This is a genomic window from Sulfurimonas sp. HSL3-1 (assembly GCF_039645995.1).
GTDB lineage: Bacteria > Campylobacterota > Campylobacteria > Campylobacterales > Sulfurimonadaceae > Thiomicrolovo > Thiomicrolovo diazotrophicus.
The window spans coordinates 708,529-729,911 of sequence record NZ_CP147920.1 but is presented as its reverse complement, the minus strand read 5'-3'; the positions used below and the strand labels follow the sequence as shown (position 1 = coordinate 729,911).

At 58.8% G+C, this 21,383-nt stretch carries 20 protein-coding genes and 1 tRNA gene; 13 read left to right on the top strand and 8 right to left on the bottom strand.

Features of this window, described 5'->3' with window-relative positions; genetic code table 11:
* The first annotated feature begins 1 nt into the window (after position 1).
* From WCY31_RS03720 to WCY31_RS03680, 9 genes are all read left to right on the top strand, one after another.
* On the top strand, positions 2–433 hold the full coding sequence (locus WCY31_RS03720; RefSeq protein ID WP_345970927.1) for a DsrE family protein: 432 nt from the start codon (positions 2–4) through the stop codon (positions 431–433).
* Positions 434–443: 10 nt separating this feature from the next.
* Positions 444–1,370: a DUF302 domain-containing protein gene (locus WCY31_RS03715; protein ID WP_345973183.1), complete on the top strand. Its 927-nt coding sequence runs from the start codon at positions 444–446 to the stop codon at positions 1,368–1,370.
* A 192-nt stretch (positions 1,371–1,562) separates the two neighbouring features.
* A complete protein-coding gene (locus WCY31_RS03710; RefSeq protein WP_345973181.1) occupies positions 1,563–2,024 on the top strand; it encodes a DsrE family protein in 462 nt (153 codons plus the stop codon).
* Between the two features lie 48 nt (positions 2,025–2,072).
* Positions 2,073–3,383 (top strand): hypothetical protein, encoded by a 1,311-nt coding sequence (locus WCY31_RS03705; protein ID WP_345973179.1) that lies wholly within the window; start codon positions 2,073–2,075, stop codon positions 3,381–3,383.
* Positions 3,384–3,472: 89 nt separating this feature from the next.
* Positions 3,473–3,748: a hypothetical protein gene (locus tag WCY31_RS03700; protein ID WP_231020484.1), complete on the top strand. Its 276-nt coding sequence runs from the start codon at positions 3,473–3,475 to the stop codon at positions 3,746–3,748.
* A 9-nt stretch (positions 3,749–3,757) separates the two neighbouring features.
* Positions 3,758–4,426 carry a carbonic anhydrase gene (locus tag WCY31_RS03695; RefSeq protein WP_345970923.1) on the top strand — a complete coding sequence of 223 codons (669 nt, stop codon included), beginning with the start codon at positions 3,758–3,760 and terminating at the stop codon, positions 4,424–4,426.
* Entirely contained in the window at positions 4,423–4,782 is a 360-nt protein-coding gene (acpS, locus tag WCY31_RS03690) for a holo-ACP synthase (protein ID WP_345973177.1), read from the top strand. The genes WCY31_RS03695 and acpS overlap by 4 nt, the downstream gene beginning before the upstream one ends.
* A 7-nt stretch (positions 4,783–4,789) precedes the next feature.
* Positions 4,790–7,156, top strand: a complete 2,367-nt coding sequence (locus WCY31_RS03685) for an AAA family ATPase (RefSeq protein ID WP_345973175.1) — start codon at positions 4,790–4,792, stop codon at positions 7,154–7,156.
* A 199-nt stretch (positions 7,157–7,355) separates the two neighbouring features.
* Positions 7,356–8,951 carry a hypothetical protein gene (locus WCY31_RS03680; RefSeq protein WP_345973173.1) on the top strand — a complete coding sequence of 532 codons (1,596 nt, stop codon included), beginning with the start codon at positions 7,356–7,358 and terminating at the stop codon, positions 8,949–8,951.
* A 46-nt stretch (positions 8,952–8,997) separates the two neighbouring features.
* Here the strand turns inward: WCY31_RS03680 and WCY31_RS03675 are convergent, their stop codons facing one another.
* Genes WCY31_RS03675 through WCY31_RS03650 form a run of 6 tightly spaced genes read right to left on the bottom strand, consistent with a single transcriptional unit; the run spans position 8,998 to position 15,071 of the window.
* Positions 8,998–9,672, bottom strand: a complete 675-nt coding sequence (locus tag WCY31_RS03675) for a DUF4386 domain-containing protein (protein ID WP_345973171.1) — start codon at positions 9,670–9,672, stop codon at positions 8,998–9,000.
* A gap of 34 nt (positions 9,673–9,706) precedes the next feature.
* Complete coding sequence (thiS, locus tag WCY31_RS03670) at positions 9,707–9,907, bottom strand: sulfur carrier protein ThiS (protein WP_231020478.1); 201 nt, start codon at positions 9,905–9,907, stop codon at positions 9,707–9,709.
* Positions 9,907–10,902: an SAM-dependent methyltransferase gene (locus WCY31_RS03665; protein WP_345973170.1), complete on the bottom strand. Its 996-nt coding sequence runs from the start codon at positions 10,900–10,902 to the stop codon at positions 9,907–9,909. Before WCY31_RS03665 ends, thiS begins: the two co-directional genes overlap by 1 nt.
* The gene (locus WCY31_RS03660) at positions 10,899–12,194 is read right to left on the bottom strand and encodes a TolC family protein (protein WP_345973168.1); all 1,296 of its coding nucleotides are present in this window, start codon (positions 12,192–12,194) and stop codon (positions 10,899–10,901) included. Before WCY31_RS03660 ends, WCY31_RS03665 begins: the two co-directional genes overlap by 4 nt.
* The gene (locus WCY31_RS03655) at positions 12,151–13,338 is read right to left on the bottom strand and encodes an aspartate aminotransferase family protein (RefSeq protein ID WP_345973166.1); all 1,188 of its coding nucleotides are present in this window, start codon (positions 13,336–13,338) and stop codon (positions 12,151–12,153) included. The genes WCY31_RS03660 and WCY31_RS03655 overlap by 44 nt, the downstream gene beginning before the upstream one ends.
* The gene (locus tag WCY31_RS03650; protein WP_345973165.1) at positions 13,332–15,071 is read right to left on the bottom strand and encodes a molybdopterin-dependent oxidoreductase; all 1,740 of its coding nucleotides are present in this window, start codon (positions 15,069–15,071) and stop codon (positions 13,332–13,334) included. The genes WCY31_RS03655 and WCY31_RS03650 overlap by 7 nt, the downstream gene beginning before the upstream one ends.
* Before the next feature lie 196 nt (positions 15,072–15,267).
* Here WCY31_RS03650 and WCY31_RS03645 point away from each other — a divergent pair, with 196 nt between their 5' ends.
* From WCY31_RS03645 to WCY31_RS03630, 4 genes are all read left to right on the top strand, one after another.
* Positions 15,268–18,426: a glycoside hydrolase family 15 protein gene (locus WCY31_RS03645; RefSeq protein ID WP_345973164.1), complete on the top strand. Its 3,159-nt coding sequence runs from the start codon at positions 15,268–15,270 to the stop codon at positions 18,424–18,426.
* Entirely contained in the window at positions 18,423–19,433 is a 1,011-nt protein-coding gene (gene glk, locus WCY31_RS03640; protein ID WP_345973163.1) for a glucokinase, read from the top strand. The genes WCY31_RS03645 and glk overlap by 4 nt, the downstream gene beginning before the upstream one ends.
* Before the next feature lie 32 nt (positions 19,434–19,465).
* Positions 19,466–19,542, top strand: a tRNA-Thr gene (locus WCY31_RS03635).
* A 42-nt stretch (positions 19,543–19,584) separates the two neighbouring features.
* Positions 19,585–20,019 (top strand): thermonuclease family protein, encoded by a 435-nt coding sequence (locus WCY31_RS03630; RefSeq protein ID WP_345970911.1) that lies wholly within the window; start codon positions 19,585–19,587, stop codon positions 20,017–20,019.
* Here the strand turns inward: WCY31_RS03630 and WCY31_RS03625 are convergent, their stop codons facing one another.
* Both WCY31_RS03625 and WCY31_RS03620 read right to left on the bottom strand, forming a co-directional pair.
* Complete coding sequence (locus WCY31_RS03625; RefSeq protein WP_345973161.1) at positions 20,020–20,859, bottom strand: DUF2971 domain-containing protein; 840 nt, start codon at positions 20,857–20,859, stop codon at positions 20,020–20,022.
* Positions 20,860–21,055: 196 nt separating this feature from the next.
* Positions 21,056–21,364, bottom strand: a complete 309-nt coding sequence (locus WCY31_RS03620; RefSeq protein ID WP_345970909.1) for a hypothetical protein — start codon at positions 21,362–21,364, stop codon at positions 21,056–21,058.
* Between the last annotated feature and the right edge of the window lie 19 nt (positions 21,365–21,383).

Here is a 21,383-nt window from a genome sequence, read left to right as displayed (position 1 = left end):
CATGCGTTTTCTGATCATTTTGCTGGCCTGGGGCCTCTGGCTGAACGCCGATACGGAGTTCGCCGATCCCAAACCGGCCCTTGACAACCCACGCCAAGTCGTTTTCTCGGTGACCGAGGGCAGCGACGAGGCGATCAACCATGTCCTCAGCTCCGCCAACAACGTGCTGAAGTTCTACGGCCCCGAAAAGGTCCAGATGGAGATCGTCGCCTATTCGGGAGGGATCCGCACCCTGCTCAAGAACGACCCGAAAATTGCGGAACGGGTGCGCACGCTGATGCTGTACGACGTCACCTTTGTCGCCTGCGGCAACACGATGCGCACCAAAAACATTACCGAAGACCAGCTCATCGACGACGTCGAAGTCGTCACCGCCGGCATCGTCGAGATGATCGAACGGGTCAAAGATGGCTGGGTCTATATCAAACCGTAAGGATTACACCATGATGAAACACATACTGTTTTTACTCTTTTCGACCGTGATCGCACTGCATGCCCAGGGCGACCTGCGGATTTTCAGCGTCGATAACGACCCCACGAGCGATCTGCCGCAGGTGATCGAACGTTCACTTGCGGCCAACGGCTTCACCATCGCCGCCAATACGGAGATGAACAAACCGTTCAACATCCAGTTCCAGCAGAGCGACTTCGACGTCTTTTACCTGCTGACGGCGTACCATACGGATCTCTCCCGCACGCTCGTCGTCAAGTATCCCGATGCTGGCATTTTCGTGCCGATGGGCTTCGGGATCTACCAGCACAAAGGCGAGAAGCAGCTGCACGTCTCCGTCCTGACGGCCGAAGCGATGGCCAAGATCATCGGTCTCAAAAGCGTCGACCCGATCCTGAAAAAGATCGAGGCGGCGGCGCTGAAAGCGCTGGAATCAGCAATGCCGAAGGCCTCCGTCGCGATCGAGAACGAGAACCCGCTCCCGGCGTCGGGACCGCTGGTTTCGACCTACAGCCTCGAAGTCGAAGAGGATGAGTACGATGACGTTAAAGAGGAACTCGCCATGGGAATCCAGGGCGGTCTCAGTCCCAAAGGGTTCGTCCTCTCCAACACCCTCGATTTCGAAATGGTCGTCGGGGAGGATGAGAGCATCGACAACCCCTTCGATTTCTACGACACCTACTCCATCTGCAAGCTGAAGGTGATCTACAACGTCGCCAAGACGCGCCCGCAGGCTTCGGCCTTCGCGCCCTGTACGATGATGATGTACAAGAAAAAAGGGGAAGACAAGATCGTTATCGGTTTCCCCGGCGTCTACAACTGGATGAGCAGCGCGCGCGTCCAGGATGATGAGGCCAAGGCCGAACTGATGAAAGCACAGAACGATTTTGAAACGCTGCTGGGCGATCTGACGGAGTAACCTCTCCGTCCGGTCCCCGAGGCTGCCTGCAGATTCGGCTCCCCTCCCTGCCGAACTGGTTTGATTCATTCTTCTACTCCTACGTTTGTTCCGTCCCAAACCGCAGGCAGCCTCGGGGACCGGACATTAAACGCCCCTTTTTACATAGTTTTTACTTTCCCCCGGTATGATGCACTTCACCAAGGAGATTGCATGAAAAAACTCTTTCTCATCCTGCTGACCGTCCTCTCGCTCTTTGGCGCGGAGAACCCCAAAGTCGTCATCGACCTGACCACCGGCGACATGCACACCTTTGAACAGAAGATTCTCAAAGGGATCGTCGCCCACAAGACCTATTTTGAGAACCAGCTCAAAGAGCTCGACGTCGCCGTCGTCATCCACGGCAACGCCTACAAGTTCTTTCTCAAAGATCCGGCACACTTCGACTTTGCCAAGGACCCGAAACTGCTCAAAGCCGCCCCGGAACTGGCCAAACGCATCGCCGCCCTCGCCGAGACCTACGAGGTGACATTTCTGATGTGCCAGGCGGGGATGACCAAGAAAAAAATCGACGCCAAGGATATTTACCCCGGCATCGAAACCGTGCTCAACGCCGGCGTCGGCCTGATCGAAAAACAGAATGAAGGATATGCCTACCTCCCTGTCGCCGACTGAACGGCTTATTGGCTTTCTTGAAGTACAATAGGAGTTCAAGGAAGCGCCATGACCCCCTATCTTCTCCCGGCACTGCTTCTGCCTGCAGCGCTGCTCTTCGCCGTTCCAGTCCCCAAAGCAGTAGACGATCCCACGGTGAATCTCACCCGCTACCTTACCTACCGCTCCGAGGGCAGGCTCATCCCGGCATGCCGCGCTGAGCGCACGCAGTTTGTCTGCAAGGCGCAGCGCCAACGAATAGAGGAGCGCGATGCCAACCGCACCGCCGTCACCGCCTTCAAAGCGGCAACCGCATCGTTCAACAAGGCGCTGGGGGTGCTGCTGCAAAAAGAGGCCTTTGACGCCGCAATGAAGGAGGTGGAAGAGTTAGAACGTCTGCAGCAACAGCACCTTGCCGCCGAAAAGCCCTATTTCGCCCCGCCGTCGACCCCCCGAAAAGATGCGTTGGAACGGGCCCTTGTCGGCAATCTCGAACAGCTTGACGTCTCGGATTTCGACTATGACCAGTATGATCCCCAGGCCCATCTGCACATCGACACCCTCCATTTCGCCAACAGGATGAAGCGTACGGCAAAGGGGGCCGCCTTCGCCGAACGCGTCCTCGGCAGCGTCTCGCTCGACTACGCCGGGGCCACCCTCGAGACGAACGCGACGGAGAGCAGCGACGCCACGGCCCCCTACCTGTTCGAAGCCTGGTTCGACACCAACGACACCGTCAGAGCCGATTATGTGGGCAAAAGGCTGCATGCCCTCTACGCCGAGCAGTTCGCCTCCCCGTTTTCCGGCCGCCTGGCGCTCACGACCGTGTATGAGGGGAACGACACCATCGACACCCGTTTCACCTCCCGCAACGACAACGCGAACGGGAACCACGACACCCTGACGCTGCACGTCACGCTCCGCAACGCCTCGGCCCTCTTTACCCCGGCACGAAAGCCTCCGCATTCCGGTTACCCCGATCTTCTCTTCCATGCTCTGCATGCACAGAGCAGCGCCGACGGCCGGGCCTACCGCTCCCTGCTCGAAAAAGACAAACGCTTCGCCGCCTATATCGGCCAGTACGACACCCTGCTGCACCGCGCCTTCGAACGCAAACGCAATAAGTTCGCCTACAGTCCCACCCTGACGCGCTGGATCACCGAGGCGGAATCGGCCTTCTCCGCCCTGTTGCGCGGCCGGGCCGACACCCTGGAGATCAACGTCACAAACCGCAGCGGCCAGAGTACCGTGCAGCTTTTCAGCCTGCTGATGGGGCAGCTGACGGCCCTCCCCTCCTCCCCGGACCGTCGACCCGATCTGGAGAAAATCCTCGCCGACACCGCCGCTTCCCACCTGGAGGTCAGAATCGAAGCACGTTGAGTGCCCCGGCCGCGAAACGCCCCCGCGATTTGCTTCCTTCAAAAGAGTTTCAGTATAATCAACCCAAAGATAAACGGCAGAGGATTCCTATGGCAGCACCATGCATTGATGCGGACTACAAAGGCGAAGAGCGCTACACCAAAATCACACTGGCTTACGATACGGAAGAGCAGTATAAAGAGATCAATGCCGCCCTGGCGCAGATCCACGAAGAGCATAAGCTCGACCGCAGCGTCTACCTGACCGAAAGCGCCGGCGGACGCAAGCTGATCGTAGTGGAGTATCACGACGACTACGACCGTGAAGCAGGCGCCATCTTCGAGAAACTGATGAAGATGCTCAACATCGAGCGCTGTCAACTCTAATCATCTCCCATGCAGACATACGCCGAAGGGAACGAACTCTTTCAACAGGTCTATTTCAAAGAGCATGAAGCGGAACTCCTCCGCCTCGCCAAAGAGGGGCAGAGTCCGAAAGCCCTCTTTATCGGCTGCTCCGACTCCCGCGTCATCCCCGACCTGATGATCCAGAGCAAACCCGGTGACCTCTTTGTCATGCGCAACGTCGGCAATTTCGTTCCCGTCTACAAGCCCGACGAAGATTTCCATGCCACCGCCACGGCAATCGAATATGCCGTCAGCGTCCTCAAGGTCTCCGAGATCATCATCTGCGGCCACACCCATTGCGGCGCCTGCCAGGCGCTTTACGAAGAGATCAGCGACCCCGGGCTGATCCATACGCGCAAATGGCTCTCCCTGGGGATGAAGGCAAAAGAGAACGCGGTCGCCACCCTGGGAATGGACGGGGACCGCGAAGCGCTGCTTCGCCTCACCGAGCAGCTTTCCATCCTCTCCCAGATCGAGAACCTCCTCACCTATCCCTATGTCAACAAAATGGTCAAAGAGGAGAAGCTCTTTATCCACGGCTGGTACTACGATATCGAAACAGGGCACATCCGCTACTACGACCCCGAGATAAAAAGCTTTGTGCCGCTGAGCGACCTCGGCAAACAGCATCAGATCGACGACTACGAGCAGCTATGATCGGCATCGACCTCGTCAAAATCGAGCGCATCGAAGGGATGATCACGCGTCACGGCGAACGGGCACTGCAGCGCTTTCTCTCCCCCGATGAGATTGCCCTCGTAGGCAGGCCCCATACCGCCGCAGGGTTCTGGGCCGCCAAGGAGGCCTGCGCCAAGGCGCTGGGGTGCGGCATCGGCGGCGAGTGCGGTTTCCACGACATCGTTATCACCAAAACCGATCGCGGCGCCCCTCAGCTCGCCCTCTCCGACACGGTCCGCGAACGTTTCGGCATTACCGACGTCTCCCTCTCCATCACCCACGACGGCGGCTTCGCCATCGCCGTCGTTGCACTTGAAGGCAAAAACTCCCTATAATATTCGAATGGATACGACAATAACCGATCTGGCCTCCAAGGGGCAGGAAAGACCGGCAGCACTGCTGGAACAGTGGCTGGGGCGGTTCGGGCAGTGCCCCCATTTCGGGGGCGTCGCCGACCTCCTCGTGATCGCCGGGCCTCCCGCTTCCGGGAAAAAGCTGATGATGCTGCAGACGCTCGCCCATCTGGGACGCGAGCGACTGCACCTGCACATGGGGGAATTCGCCTTCGCCGACGATGCCGAACGGCTGCTGGGAACGAAGGGCATTCTCACGCGCTGGGTCACCGAGCATCCGGAGGGGGCGATCGTCTTCGAGGATATCGACGAAGCCGATCATGCGATTCAGCGCGCCGTCGCCGCCATCATTACCGACGGTGCGCCGGGGGCGTCGGAGCGGTACGGCCGTACGCTCTTCGTACTTCTTTTCAAGATCAAATCCCCCGAATGGGTCGACAAGCAGTTCCTCGACCGCTATTACGACCAGCCGCTGCTGGAACAGGCCCATCTCTACGAGGGGCTGGCCACCACGGGGATGCCCGATGAGAGCGGCATCCTCCGTGCCCTTTTCGACCCGGAACTGCTCAACGTCATGAGCGAAACGGATCTTATCCTCCTCTACCCCCACGACCTGCAGACGCTTCGGGCCATCACCGAACAGATCCTGCAAACCGCAGCCGCGCACTGGAACACTTTCCGGCCCGTTCCCCTCGAAGTGCGGCACCCTTCCGAGCTTGCCCTCGCACTGCTGCTCTCCTTCTCCCCCTACCTCAATACGACACGGGTAGCGCACCGTCTCCCGGCCTACCTCTTCGATCTCGCCGCTGCGGACATGCCCGAAACGGGCCGCATCGTTCTTGACGTCTCCAAAGATGCGCGCAACTGGCTGCGCAGCACCTTTGCCGACGAATCGGACCTGAAAGCCTTCGGCAAATACGACCGCCGTTTCAGCCTGAACTGGGAACGCCACGTCGGCAAAGAGTGCACGGAACTTCGCCTGCGCGACATCGAAGAGCACTCCCAGGAGATCACCCCCCTGAGCACGCAGAGCGACCGCCTGACCATCCACCCGGTGGGCCGCACCGGTTTCGACGCCATCGCCGGACAGAACCGCGTCAAACAGCAGCTCGCTTCCCTCGTGGCGCTGCTGCATAACGACCGGGGGTTGAAAACCTTCGGGATCACCCTCCCCAAGGGGCTGCTGCTTTACGGCCCCGAAGGGGTCGGCAAGACCCTGCTCGTCAAAGCCTTTGCCAAGGAAGCCGGACTCCCCTACCTCTACCTGCGCGGCAGCGACCTGTTCAACGAAGAGCTGATCGAGGCGGCATTCCAGCGGGCCCGTCAGGCCGCCCCGCTCCTGGTCATTCTCGACAACGTCGACGTCAAGGGGATCATCGAAGGCAACTACACGCCGATTCCGACCGAGGCGCTGGACGCGGCGATCGACGGGAGTCCGGACTCGCCGGAAAACTTCGTCTTCACCGTGATGACGGCACAGCACAAAGAGGAGGTGCCCGCGGCGCTGATGCATCCGGGCCGTATCGACCAGTTTGTGGAGGTGCCGGAACTCGACAGGGAAGCCCGACTCTTTTTCGCCAAACAGCTCCTTGAAAAACCCCATGAAAAGATCGATATCGAACGCATTACCCGCTATATGAGCGGCATGAACGGCTACGAGCTCGGCCGCATCGCCAAAGCCTGCGCGCTGGAGGCGATCAAGCAGAACAAAGCCACACTGGACGAACAGATTATTATCGACCAGATCAACACCATCAAATACGGCAGCCGTCTTGAGAAGAAACGCCTCAAGAACTTCGAAGAGGACCTGCAGCGCAGCGCCTACCACGAAGCGGCCCATGCCGTCACCTCCATGGTGCTCCTGCCCGAGGTCGAGATCGAACAGGTCACCGTCATTCCCCGCAGCGAGACCCTCGGGCTCGTCTCCTATACCCAGGAGCAGCTTCAGGCGAACATGAGCGCGGATGAACTGCGTGCCAACATCGCCGTCTCGCTGGCGGGGCGCCTGGCGACCGTCAAACAGTACGGCGAGGGGGAAGGGATCGAAACGGGTGCCTATAACGACCTGCAGCAGGCAACCCTCTACGCCTACAGCGCCGTCGCCCAATACGGTATGGACAGCGAGCTGCAGAACATCAGTATCGAGATGCTGCAACAAAATGTCAGTAACACCCTCTTTGACACTCAACTGCAATCGCGCATCGCCGTCTGGATCGCGGAGGGCACTGCCAGGGCCAAAGAGGTCATCGATACGCACTGGGCGCTGATTGAGACCGTCGCCCAGCGCCTTATAGCCGTCGAATTCATCGAAGGGAGCGAACTAAAATCCCTCCTCAAGACCCCTCCCTCCGCCTGAAAAAAAGCGCTTTCGCGCGCCCGTCATGGCAGCTCTCTTTCACAAGTTCAATTTTGTGCTTATCGGTTCTTAAGCTCTTCAGGAATAATATTTAGTTATGGAAGAAATGAAACGGTTTGGCTTTAGAAGCCAATAGGCTCAGGGGAAACACATCGTTATCCTACGCTGTCCCTGCCCCTCAAGTGAAAAGGTTCCGAAAATGAAACAGATCACATTGAATGGGCGGAAGTGGAGAAACCTCCTCGCCGCAACACTGCTGCTTGGCGCCGCTGCCAATGCATTCGCGTGGGAAAAGCCCCATGCGACGGGTCAATTTGAACTCGACGGGAATATCATCAGTGAAGCGGCCGTCCCCGGAGACGACTGGCAGGATATCGCCAACGGACTCGACAGCGCCTTCAGCGACAGCGGCATCATTGCAGACGGGCTCGGCATGAGCATCTTCACCGGCGGCGGTTCGAAGGACGTGCGCAATGTCAACCAGTGGCGCTGGACGGACGGTTCGGTCCCCGACAAGGATGAGATCCTCCACTCCGCCGCCGCAGCCTACAATGCCAACGGCGAACTGATCGTCTACCTGATGGGCGACCGCTACTCCACGGACGGTTCGGCAGAGATGGGTGTGTGGTTTTTCCAGGACCGTGTCGCCCCGAAACCTGACGGCACCTTTTCGGGCACCCATAAAAACGGCGACGTGCTGATGCTTGCCGAGTTCGTGCAGGGCGGTGCGCAGGCGCACGTCAAACTCTACGAGTGGGATACCACGCAAAAAGACAACCTGAAGCTCATCTTCGAGGGCCAGGGCGGGGGAGACAACTACTACTTCGCCACCTCCAACGGCAGTCCGACGCAAGCCTGGGACACTTACACCCCCAAATCCCTCGTCGACGGCATGCCCGAACACACCTATCCCGAAAACAGCTTCTTCGAAGGGGGGATCAATCTCAGCTGGATCTTTGAAAATGCAGTCCCCTGCTTCAGCTCCTTTTTGATGGAGACGCGTTCATCCCACCGCGTCAACGCCCAGCTCAAGGACTTCGTCAGCGGCAATCTCGATACCTGTAAACTGAGTATTTACAAAGAGTGTCTCTCCTCCGAACTCGAACGTTCCGACTACATCACGATCAACCATACCTTCAAGTATACGGTCACCAACGAAGGCTTCGGTACGATCGACCGTATCGAGTTTAAAGACGATGCGGGGAGCCCGGACGATCCCAGCGACGATCCGACCCTCAGCGACATGACGGACCTGGCGACGGGCGAATCAAGAAGCTACAGCTATACGGTCAACTCCTACCTCAACCCGCCGACCAATACGATCACTGCGACCGGTTATATCGGCGAGTACTCTATGGCACCGGAAACGGCGCAGTCAACCTGTCAGAAGGTCACGCTCAACCCGGCGATCTCCATCACGAAAACCTGTAAACAGAAACTCGAAACGCGCGGGGGCCAAGTCGTCGTCCGCGTCGATTACGAAGGCAGGGTCTGTAACGAACAAAACGGCACCCTCCTCACCAACATTCACGTCACCGACGACAAGTCCGGTGAGATGTTCGATTACGATGCCCTCTACCCGGCAGACGACCCGCAGGGCCGGACCCAGTGCGAAAGCTTCAGCAGCACCTACCACCCCACAGCGACGGTCTCCGAATGCGCGATCAACAACTCGCACAGCAACACTGTCGTAGCGATCGGTACCGAGCCGCTTAACGGCACCGAGGTCAGGGCGACCGCGACATCAAACTGCCCCCTCTGTGACGAAGCGTGTGTCGAACCGGCACAACCGTAAATATGAGAGGCGCGGATGCCTGCATCCGCTGCCTGCTTTCCCCGCGTTATGCCCTCACCCCTTTTACCAGCAGCCATAAAGAGAGCGACACTTCCGCCAACAAGGCCAGTGCAATCAGCGTCTGTGCCATCATTGCCAAAAGCGCCGATCCCTGCGGGAGCAGCAGGTGGGCGAAACTGTCGATGAGATAGCCCAGAGACGCGATCATCAGCATTATCCCCAGCAGCCGGGGAAGGTAACGGGATTTGAGAATCAAGGCACCGAGGATGAAACAGTGCAGACCGAAAAAGACGAGTCCGATCGCGTAGCCGCTTGCATGGGCATCAAGCAGTTGCTGAACGATGGAAGGTGCCGCGGAGTCCGTCCCGTGCAAAACGGAAAGGAGGGAAGTCAGTGCCGTGAGGTTGGCGGCCAGCACGGCGCCCATCACAAGCCGAAAAGCGGTCGCCAGCAGGGCCAGCAACTGATTGACCGGGCGAAAAAGAAGGTAGAGTGCCACGGCGGCCGTCACGTCAAACAGGAGCATGATAATGTCGGCGACGATGCTGAGGCGGAACGCTCCCTCCGCCCCCAGGATATTCGACGCCGTGGCCGCCGCGTCTCCCGCCACGATCAGCGGCATCCGCAGGAAAAACTCCGCGGTAATACCGGTGAGGATGACGACAAGCCAGGCCATCCCCGCAAGCCGTGCGTACCGGTTCAGGGCGTTTCCGTTTTCCATCGGCAGCTCCTCAGTGCCTCGTCAGCTGGCGGCTTCAGCCTCCGCCGACGAAGTCAAGCAGTTCGAGACGGTCGTTATTGTGCAGCTCGTGCGTATCCCAAAGCTCCTGTTTGACGATCTCCATATTGATGGCCGCGGCCATGACTTTTTCCCGAAGGCCCATCTCGTCGAGCAGTGCGCCAAGACGGGTATCTTCCTTGACGGTACGCGTCTCTCCGTTGATGATGATTTCCATTACGCTCTCTCCTTTCTGAATCGAATCATTTTAAAACGTTCCCCAAGGAACTGCGGCATGATCAGCGTCTTGACCTTTTCAAGTTCCTGTTTATAGACTTTTTCGTCTGCATTCGCTCTTAAGATCTCCATCAGTTCCAGGATGCCCATCTCCACCAAAGCTTTCATCTGCGTCGCGTACTCCGCCATCGGCATCCCGGCGGCTTCGAACGCCTCCTTGACGTGGGCGAAGGTCACGTCGTAGGTGATATCGCTTTTTTTGAAAGCTGCCGCACGCTCAAGCCCCTCATCGAAAAAGGGGAACACCTCGTGCTCTTTGTAGACCCGCAATGAGACGTCCGGCCGCGCCTGCATCTCCCCGTAGTCGAAGGTGATAAATTCGCTTTGTCCTGCCGCCGCGGCCATCTCCCGCGCGAAATCCTCGTACCCGACGGCGATTTCTCCCCGGTCCTTGTGGAACTGCTCTGCCTTCGCTTTGACCCAGGCGTCATCGAGATCGAAGATGACCTCGTGGTTTTCGACCCGCCCCGTCTTGCCCTTGTAATAGAGTTCGCAGGGGAAGGCGTCGAAGATCTCGTTGGCCACGAAGAACGCCTCTTCAACGCGCATCTGGTCCAGTGCCGAATATTGCCGCAGCGTGACGGCGTCGCCGAAAGCGTCGGCGAAATAGCGCCGCTGCTGCTCCCGCAGATGTTCAAACCGCTCGACGATGGCAAAGGAGAGGCTCTTCAGCAGTTCGGGGCGCAGGGTGTAGATGAATTCCACAATGTCCGCGAGCAGGTAGCCGTGGTGCGCCCCGATCTCACAGACGGTCGCGTTCGGACTGAGGAACCCTTCGTCGATCACGTCGATCAGGTGCTTGGCGATGGTGCCGCCGAAAAACTTCGACGCGCTGACGGCCGTGTAGAAATCCCCCTGTTTCCCGATGGGACGGTAGGTCGCGTAGTAGCCGTCTTCGGCATAGAGCCACTCCGTCATGTACTCGCTGAATCTCATGATTCGGGATCGCTCAGCTTTTCATACAGGTTCAGCAGCTCGCGCTGGCGGTCGATTTCGTAACTGCGCTGGCTGAGCTTCTCGATCTGCCGGGAATTGGCCAGCAGATCGACGTCGTACTGTGTCTTCAACCCGACCCCGTACTGCTCTTGCGTATCGTGCAGCAGCGTCGCGTAAAGCGCTTCGTTCTCCCGGGAGAGTGCGATCTTCGCGTCGATGTTCCTGAGGTTCTCGACAACCTGCTCGTAGAGGGCCCGCAGCGCACGTTTGGTGTCGTCGATGGTGACTTTTGACTTGAGGTAAGCGAGCCGTGAAGCCTCGTAATCGTTGATGCTGTTGACGTCGATCGGCATGGAGGCCTTGAGGCCGTAGCTGTAGTAAGACGTTTCGGAGGGGTTGGACTGAACGTACGATCCGTTGATGTAGATGATCGACTCCCGCTTCTGCCAGTTGTAACTCCCCTGCAGGCTGATACTCGGCAGGTATGATGCAAGGGTGACCGCTTTGTTGTACCCCTCCTGCGCCCGCTGCTGCCGCGCCAGGGCAAGGTCGATCGTTCCGTCCATAAAGCGCGCCTCGTCCACCGATGCGAGAAAAGGAATCTTGGCGTCACGGTAATCGAGGTCGCTGATGCTCTCGAAAGCGCTGACCAGCTTCGCCTGGGCCGTCTGCAGGTCCAGCAGCGCCTGCTTGGCAAGGTTGCGCTCGATGATGGCATTGTTCAGGAAACCCGAGTCCAGCTGCCCGCTCATATACTGTTCGCGCTTTTGCAGCAGGTTGATCTCGGTATTGTCCACCTGCAGCTTCTGCTTGGCGATGCCCAGTTCGGACTGCTTGATCTGCATCAGCAGGTCGACCGCCTGCTTGATCAGCGTGCGCTCCTGCTGGGCGATGGTCAGCATGCCGACGTCGCGCGACGCCTGGGCATACTTGATACCGTAGTAGATCCCGCCGCTGCGGAAGATGGGCTGGTCGATGGCGATCGAAGCACTCTCCTGCTGGGTCTCCGGCGCTCCGCGCTCATTATAGGGATTCTGGCGGGTGAGGGTGTAGTTGATCAGTGCCGGCTGGATCCAGCTGTCGCGCAGCTTCGCGCTCTCCTCTTCGGTCTTGGCGTAGTCGTACCCGAAGGCTTTGCGCTTGAGTTCGGAGAGGTAGGCTTCGAGGGAGACGCTTTGACGGTCGGCCCCGGAGCGCTGCTGCGTACCGAACAGGACCGTCGCGTTCTGCTCGGCGGCGCAAAGACCGCTAGAGAGCAGCCAGAGCGCGGCGAAGGCGTGTAAACCCCTCATCCATTTCCTCCCGGCTGATAGTAAGCGGCGGCAGGAACCGCAGCGTATTCCGCCCCGCTTTGAGGACCAGTACCCCCTCTTCGCGTGCCTTGGCGATCACGCGGGCCAGGGTGTCGGCATCCTTCGCCCGCAGGCCGCGCATCATGCCGAAACCGACCGCATCGGTAAAGAGGCCGCGATACTCTTCAAAGAGCTTTTTGAGCTCCGTTTCAAAATAGAGGAAGGCTTCGTCGAGCTTCCCGCTCTCCTTGTACGCTTCGAGCACGTCCAGAACGGCATTGGCCGCCGCGGTGGAGAGGTAGTTCCCCCCGAAGGTCGACCCGTGGTCGCCGGGGGCGAAAATATCCTTCTTCGCCGTCATGACGACCCCGATGGGGACCCCGCCGCCTACCCCTTTGGCCAGGGTGATGACGTCCGGTTCGATGCCGTAGAGGTTCGAGGCGAGGAACTCGCCCGTACGATAGATCCCCGTCTGAACTTCGTCGACCATCAGCAGCACGTCTTTTGCCTTGAGCATCGCCGCCAGTGCCTGGACCTTTTCGCGATCGAGCGGCTGCACCCCGCCTTCGCCCTGAACCAGTTCGATCATGACCGCGACCGTATGGTCGTCAATGAGCCCCTCGATCTCGTCGATGGACTTGGCGTAGACGAAACCGTCGGGGAAGGGACCAAAATAGTTGTGCATCGCCTCCTGCCCCGTCGCCTTGAGCGCGGTGATCGTGCGGCCGTGGAAGGAGTGCTCGAGGGTGATGATCTTGTAGCGCTTCACCTGCCCGTCGACCTCCCCGTATTTGCGGGCGATCTTGATCGCCCCCTCATTCGCCTCGGCCCCGCTGTTGCCGAAGAAGCACTTCATGTCGTAGCCGCTGCGCTCGACGATGCGGCGCGCACACTCGGCCTGCGGTTCGATGCGGTAGAGGTTCGAAATGTGGGTAATGCGCCCCACCTGCTCGCAGATTGCCTTGGTGACCACCGGGTTCCCGTGGCCGACGCTGACGACGCCGATACCGGAGGTAAAGTCGATATACTCCTTGCCCTCCGTATCTTTTAACCGTGCGTTTTCACCACTGACAAAAGCGATATCCTGCCGTGCGTAGGTCGGCAGAACAAACTGCTCGTCCATGGACTTGATCGTATCTAACATGCTTCCACCTTGATTTTGTTTGCCTGGTAACAGGCGTTTTCTCCTGCGAAACTGCGCAGGGATGTGGTGAGATTATTCACCCCCGGCGTCCCGGCATAGACCAGGACGCAGTCGGCCAACAGCCGGTCGTCATAGGCCAGCGGCAGCTCCAGGCTCCCCTGCTCCGAAACGAGCCGTACCGACGCCCCCTCCTCGAAACCGCACTCCGGGTGCATGAACACCCGCGACTCCCGGTCGAACTGGGAGTTGAGGCTTCGGGGACTTTTCGGGGAGACGAGGAAATAATCCTCCTCCATATCGAAATCGAAATCATACTCCTCTAGGAATAAAAACTGCCCGTCATCGGTGTCGAATCCCTCGGCGTACGGGAGCGCTTCCCGCCCCTTGACAAGGGTTTTATCATCCTTCGCTTCCCCGCAGGCGAGGAAGTGCTCAAGGTAGTACGCTTCGCTCTCGAGGGGCACGTCGAACGCCGTACAGAGCGCCGTACAGAGCGCGTACTCGCTGATGCCGGTCTCGCCCGTTTCGCACTCGGGCATCTCCAGCATCGCGTTATGGCCGTAGGCGGTGCGCACGTCGCGTTTTTCCAGGAAAGTCTTGGCAGGGATGACCAGTTCAGCCATCGCCGAGGTCTCGTTCTCATAGAGTCCGAAATAGACGACGTGCCCCGCCTTGGAGAGGCTGTCTACAACCCGCCTCGTATCCGGCATCTGCGCCACCGGGTTGGCCCCCTGGACAAAGACGAGATCGTAATCGGAAAAGGCCGCCGCGGCCTTGGACTCGAACCGGCGGGCCGCCGCGAAAGGCGAAGGGATGCCGCTGGACGAACTGCCCAGGAAACTGACGCCGCAGCCCGGTTTCCCGAAGAGCCCCAGCAGCGTACCGATGGCGTCGATGGCGCGCAGCACTTCGTCGCCGTGGCGGTACTTCTGCACGCCGGTGCCCACCAGAATGGCAACCTTTTTGCCCTTCAGCCGCTCCAGGACACGGCCGATATCACCCAGCCCCAGCCCGATGCTGTCCAAGGCGGCTTTGATCCGCACCGTCTGCGTCAGCTCGTAGTACTCCTCGAACGCCTCGCCGTGTTCGGCCAGGTACTCGGCATCATACATCCCCTCGATCACGATAAAGCGGGCCAGCAGCATCGCGAAATAGAGATCCCCGCCGGGCTTCAACTGGATATGGATATCCGCGCTCTCGGCGAAGGCCGTCCGGACGGGATCGACGACGATGAGCTCCTTGCCCTTGAGGAAGGGAAGTAGGTGGGAGTTGGTCACGGGGACGTTCCGCCCCCAGACCATGACGACATCGGCCTCGGCGATCTGTTCGGGCGGCAGGGCGCGGTTTGCCCCGCGCCCTTCGACGACACCGGCCTCTCCCGCCCCGTCGCAGAGCGAGCCCTTTGTCAGTGCCGCGCCCACGGAAGCGAAGAAGTGGTCCGTCACTCCCTGCATCAGGCCGAAGTTCCCGGAACTGCGGTAATGCAGAATCCCGTTACCCTCGCGGGCGTCGCGTACCAACGTCTCCAGATGCGCCAGCGCCGTCTCCATCGAGACGACTTCGCCCCTCAGCTTCGGCTCGGCGATGCGTTCGCGTTTCTTGAAGTGGTTCAGGTGGGGACAGAGATAACCGTGAGTGTACGGATGGAGTTTATCCCCTTTGAGTTTGCCCGCGTCGACGATGACGCTGCAGGCATCGTAACAGTCCAGGGGACAGGCGGTTTTCTTCTGCATGGGGCTCCCGTTTTTTCGGACAATTCTATCCCTTTTTGGCTTATGCAAAGCTCTAGCCTCCCTGCGTCGGCGCCTTGTCTATGGGGAGATTCAACTGCGCGCGTCTGCTCAAAAAAACGCCACCCTTCCCCCTCCCAGGAAACGCGGATATGCTATCATCGTTCTTACAATATTCTCTTCCGGGACGACAGCCATCATGACATTCGAAGCACGCCTTTCAGAACGCTTTGACGCCGTCTCGAAGATCATTCTCGAGCGTCAGGACGCCGTGACGGGACTTCTGCCCGCCAGTACCGCCGTCAATGCGCACGGCGACTACACCGACGCCTGGGTCCGCGACAACGTCTACAGCATCCTCTGCGTCTGGGGCCTCTCCCTGGCCTACAAGCGGCACGACCCCGCCAACGCCCGTACCCTTTCGCTCTCGCTCAGCGTCGTCAAGCTGATGCGTGGTGTGCTGACGGCGATGATGCGCCAATCCGACCGTGTCGAACGCTTCAAACGCACCCAGAACCCCCTCGATGCCCTGCACGCCAAGTACGGCACCCAGAGCGGCCTCGCGGTCGTCGGCGACAACGAGTGGGGGCACCTGCAGCTCGATGCCACCTCCCTGTTCCTGCTGATGCTTGCCCAGATGACGGCCTCGGGCCTGCAGATCATCTACAGCGATGACGAGGTCGACTTCGTCCAGAACCTCGTGCACTATATCAGCCGCACCTATGCCACCCCCGATTACGGCATCTGGGAGCGGGGCAACAAGATCAACCACGGCGACCCCGAGATCAACTGCAGCTCGGTCGGGATGGCAAAGGCCGCCCTGGAGGCCCTCGACGGGTTCAACCTTTACGGCACCGCGCGGGGCCTCGAGGGCGTCATCCACGTCGTCGCCAGCGACGTCGCGCGCTCGCGCTTCACCCTGCACGGCCTCCTGCCGCGCGAATCGACCTCCAAGGAGACCGATGCGGCGCTGCTCTCCATCATCGGCTACCCCGCCTACGCCGTCGAGGATGCGGAACTTGTGAACAAAACGGCCCAGAAGATTCGCAAAAAGCTCGCCGGCCGCTTTGGGTGCAAGCGCTTTCTGCTCGACGGCCACCAGAGCGTGCTCGAAGACACTTCCCGGCTCCATTACGAGGCCGAGGAGCTGCGACAGTTCGAGCACATCGAATCGGAGTGGCCGCTCTTCTTTACCTACCTGATGCTTGATGCCCTGTTGCGCGGAGACGCGGAAGCCGCCGGGGAGTGGAAAGCCAAACTGGAGCCCCTCTTTGTCGAGGTGGAAGGGATAAGCCTCCTGCCGGAGCTCTACATCGTCCCCGAAGCGGCGATCGAAGCGGAAAAAGCCGCGCCCGGTTCCCAGGAGCGCCGCCCCAATGAGAATGTTCCCCTCGTCTGGGCCCAGAGCCTCTACCTGCTTGCTTCCCTGCTCGACGACGGCCTCCTCATTCCCGATGACATCGACCCGCTCCGGCGGCGCGAACGTGTCGGCGCGATACGGACGACCACCCCCCTCGTCGCCGTTGTCGCCGAAAGCCAAGCCATCAAGGATCGGTTGCACGCCCTCGGTATCCGTAGCGAAACCCTTGAAGAAGCGGCACCGGCCCAGGTCCTGCACGCCTCGGAACTCTCGCGGCTCTTCAGCAGCGTCGGTGCCAACCGGAAACTGCACCTCACGGGCCGGCCGCAGCAGGTCTCGCGTACCATCACGACCTCCCGGCTCTACCAGGTGGGCGACGAGACCTACGTCTTTCTCCCCTACCACTTCGACCCCAAAGCCTTTTACTTCCATTACGACAACCGTCTGCTCGTCGAGCATATCCGCTCGTCGCTGAAGTTCCTGGCCGAGAACTGGGATCAGGCCGGCCGGCCCCTCATGCTCCTGCTCGTGCGCGACGACATGCTCGAAGCGGCAACGCAGGAGAGCGTCCTCGAGCTGCTGCGCGCCGTCGAATCGGGCCGCTGCTGCGGTACGGCGGTACAATCCGGTCCGCTTCATACCCTCCTCACCGCCGCATCCCGCGAACAGATGGGGCAGCGCGAAGCCTTCCGGCCCGAACCGCCGCAGTTCCGCCCCGATGGGGAGACCCGCCCGCACGATGCCGCGGCACAGGAGCACTATCATCTCTCCTATGCCGCACGCCAGGAGATCGGGCAGCTCGACGACGATGCCCTTGTGGCACTCCTCCATCCGCTCACCCCTGATCCCCGCGCCGTCGAAGCGCTGCAGCAGCTCTGGCGCCGCCGCGGCGAAGCGTTTGCGGTGCCGACCGTCCGGGGGGAGCAATCACTCCAAACGATCGCGCAGCAGCAGTATGAAACCGCCTCCGCCCGCCACGACTGGGCGGCCGTGCGCCGACTGGCGGACCTGCTTTACCGCTACGATGAGCGCCTCGAAGACGTCCTGCTCGATATCGTCATTCGCCAGAAACGCCTTGCCGTCGGGCGCGCCTACTTTGAAAAGGCGACCTTCTGCCACCCCGCGGAGAGTACGGCCATCGTGGAGACCATCTACGCCTACTGTGGCAACAGCGCCGCAGAGACCGTCCTGACCCAGGAGATCATTCTCCATCTGGGTCACCTCATCCGCATCGAGCCGGAGCTCTTCGAACAGCTCATTACCCTGCGCACTTGGTACTTTGTGCAGCTGCTCGTCAGCCGTATCAGCCGGGAAATGCAGCTGCCGATGGGCGACGCCTACGAAACCCTGCTCACCCTCTCCCCTCACGAGATCCTGCACCGCCTGCGGGAGGTGCTGCAGACCTTCGCCACCGAACGGCGCCGCATGAACGAGATGGAAAACCTCCGTGCCTCGGGCTTTTCCCAGCTCAAATCCGTCGCTAGGATCACGGAACTCTCGCAGGTGGAGAACTGGATGCAGTGGCGTCATGACGCCGGGCTGATCGGGCACCATGCCGAACGTTTCTACAAGGATGTCTGGTATCTGCTGCAGCAGTGCAGCGGCATCGTCATCGGGGACAAATACGACATCGCCAACCGCGTCGGAAGCGAGCAGACCCTCGATACCACCGCCGGCGAACGCAGCTTCGAACTGCGCATAGACACCCTGCTGCAGGGCATTCAAGCCCCGGAGTACCGTCAGCTCAACCTCGAGGCGATCGAGAGCCTCACCTGGCTGTTTCGGCAGAACCCAGACTTGAAGGTCGAAAACGATATCGTTCTGGATGTGCTTATCGGCCACGCGGTGCGCATCGCCTGGACCAAGGAGCACGGGGACGCCCATTACAATGAGCAGCGCGGACAGGCGTGGGACGCTTTTTACCACCGCTCCCCCCGCGACACGGAAAGCGCTTTCGTTGAAGCCTTCCGCCATCTTCTGCACGAAGGATTCGAATGACTCGCTCGCCCCTGATCCTTGCCGGCGACATCGGCGGAACCAAGACGAATCTCGCCCTCTACCGCTACCGTGACGGCGGCCTCGAGATCGAAACGAAACGGCAGTATGCCAGCGGCGATCATGACGATTTCACCTCGGTGATCGATGCTTTTTTGGATACATCCGCGATCGCCCGGATCGATGCCGCCTGTTTCGGCATCGCCGGCCCCGTCGTCGGCGGCGTCTGCAAAACGACGAACCTCCCCTGGGAAATCGACACCGCGGCGCTGCAGGCAAAGCTTGATACCCCGAGGGTCAGGCTCCTCAACGACCTCGAGGCGACCGCGTACGGGATGCTCTACCTCGACGACGCCGATTTCACCGACCTCAACGACGGTGCCGGCGCCGCCGTAGGCAACCGCGCCGTCATTGCCGCGGGAACGGGCCTGGGCGAAGCGATGCTCTTCTCCGACGGGCAGCACTACCGGCCGGTCGGCTCGGAGGGCGGACACTGCGATTTTGCCCCCGCCGACGACCTGCAACAAAAACTGCTCAGCTGGCTCCGGGGCCGCCACCCCGATCATGTCAGTACCGAACGCGTGCTCTCCGGTCCCGGTGTCCATACCCTCTACGACTTTTTAAAAGAGACGGAAGTTGCGCCGGAACCCGCCTTCATGCGGGAGTTGCCAGCCGGGGAGGACCGCAGCGCGAAAATAAGCGAGGGGGCCCTGCTGCATGGCGATGCGCTCTGCAGAGAAACCCTCGCGCTCTTTGCAGCGATCTATGGGGCCGAAGCGGGCAACCTTGCGCTTAAAACGATGGCCACGGGAGGCGTCTATATCGGCGGCGGGATCGCACCGAAGATCCTCCCCTTTCTGCAGCAGCACTTTATGGACGCCTTCCGCGCGAAGGGGCGTTTTGCCCCCCTGCTCGAGGCGATGCCCGTTCGGGTGTCGCTCAACCCCGAAACGGCCCTCGACGGCGCGGCCCATTTTGCCGCAGACCATCTCCTTACCCTTGCAGAATAAGCGATTGCATCGTATAATGCCGCCCCCCGAATGCTGATGTAGCTCAGTCGGCTAGAGCACTTGATTCGTAATCAAGAGGCCGGGAGTTCGAGTCTCCCCATCAGCACCACCATCAAACCCAATTCTATTGGAATATAAAGTACGAATATTATTGAAAACACACCTGACTATTCTCCTCTTATGCTTCACCCTGAACGCCGCTTCGATCAATAACAAAAACTTCGGTTCCGTCATCGTCGACGAAGTCACCAGCGTCTATGACGGCGACACCTTCCGGGCGACGGTCAACGCATGGCCCCCATTAATAGGCGAACGCATCGGGATCCGGATCAACGGCATCGACACCCCGGAAATGCGGGGGAAGTGCCCGGCGGAAAAACGTCTGGCGCATCGTGCGAAACAGCATACGGTCGCCATGCTCCGCGGCGCAACAACGATCGAGCTTCGGAATATGAAGCGCGGGAAGTATTTCCGGATCGTGGCGGATGTTTATGTGGACGGGCAAAGCGTCGGACAGAGCCTGATGGACAGCGGTCTGGCGGTACGGTACGACGGCGGGACAAAGACGAAAGCGTGGTGCAAATGATTAACATGGCTCGATAATCAGCTGAAATTTTCTTGGATCTTTTTTTGCCCTATACAGTTCAACATGTTCCAACTGCTTATCTTGTGCAAGTAACTTACGTATTTTTTCTTCAGTTTCAGTAGATACCCTGCACCCCAAAATAATCTCTTTTACTGATCTAGGATCAAATGGCAGCAAATAGACAAGGGGCTTAACTTCCTTGCACAAAGAAAATGGGCCAGTAAGTCTCCATTCCTTTTCATAAGACCAATCCGTACTCTTTACATACATTGCACTCATCCAATATTCTTTATCTTTACTCTTTTCATGAGCACGTACATCTTCTATTTCTTCAACTTTTGTAAAATGCATTCTCACGGTTTCATCTTGATATGACACAGGCTTAAATCCGCCTCCTTCAATCATTGGAGTTGATGTATCAAAGCCAACGACAAAACCAGTATGTTCCATTGCATAATGAGACCACATCAAATTGTTATTTCGATCTTCAGTCATTGAAAGAACACCACCGTGCGAGCTTATTTTATTAATCACATTCTCCAGTACATTCTCCCAATGAATAAGCTCATGCAAAGTATCGTGTGTACAAAAAGCTTCAATCTGATTTTTCCAATCGATTGTATTTGATATTTGTGTCAGGTATGGATTTTGTCTAAAGACTTCTGCCTTGAGTTCATTGAGTCTATGTTTGTGCAAATATTCTGCCATCGTCTTTTTTTCAGCACTAACATTGATGATATATTCAAAAGGATCATTTAACAGATTTATCTGTGTTAGTCTTATTGATTTGTTGTGGAGTACGTCAGTACGTTCAGGAGTCAAATATTTATAGAGAAGCATCCTTTATTATAGCGCGAAGCTTCTCAGCTGGGCGATGAATTTTACTGTGAAAACCATATCTGCCTACAATCTCACCGGGCCCACTTCTGAGTATCCAGTAGAGTTAACAAGCAACTTTCCAGATTAATCTTCATTGCAGAGTGACGCCATCGGAAGCCCCTTAAACCGGGGATCCGATAGAGTGCGTCCGCACCGCTCAGTAGCGATCCAGCACGTTTCCGTCTTTATCCAGTACCGAGTGTTTGAAGCGCAGGCCTTTTGCCGCTGTGCCTTCAAACTGCGTTGAAAAGGCGCTGTTTTCGATCGGGGCGGAGATTTTTTGGAGGAACTGCCCTTTCCCGTCATAGATTTTGATGACCACCGTCCCCGTTTCGCAGGTGGACGAACCGTTGATCGTGACGACCTTGATCTGCGGGATCTCCTGGTATTTTACGGCATAGACAGCGCATTTGTCCGCCGCCAGCAGTGATAGGGTCAATCCCAGAATAAGTGCAAGTTTTTTCATCTTATCCCCCTTTTGCACT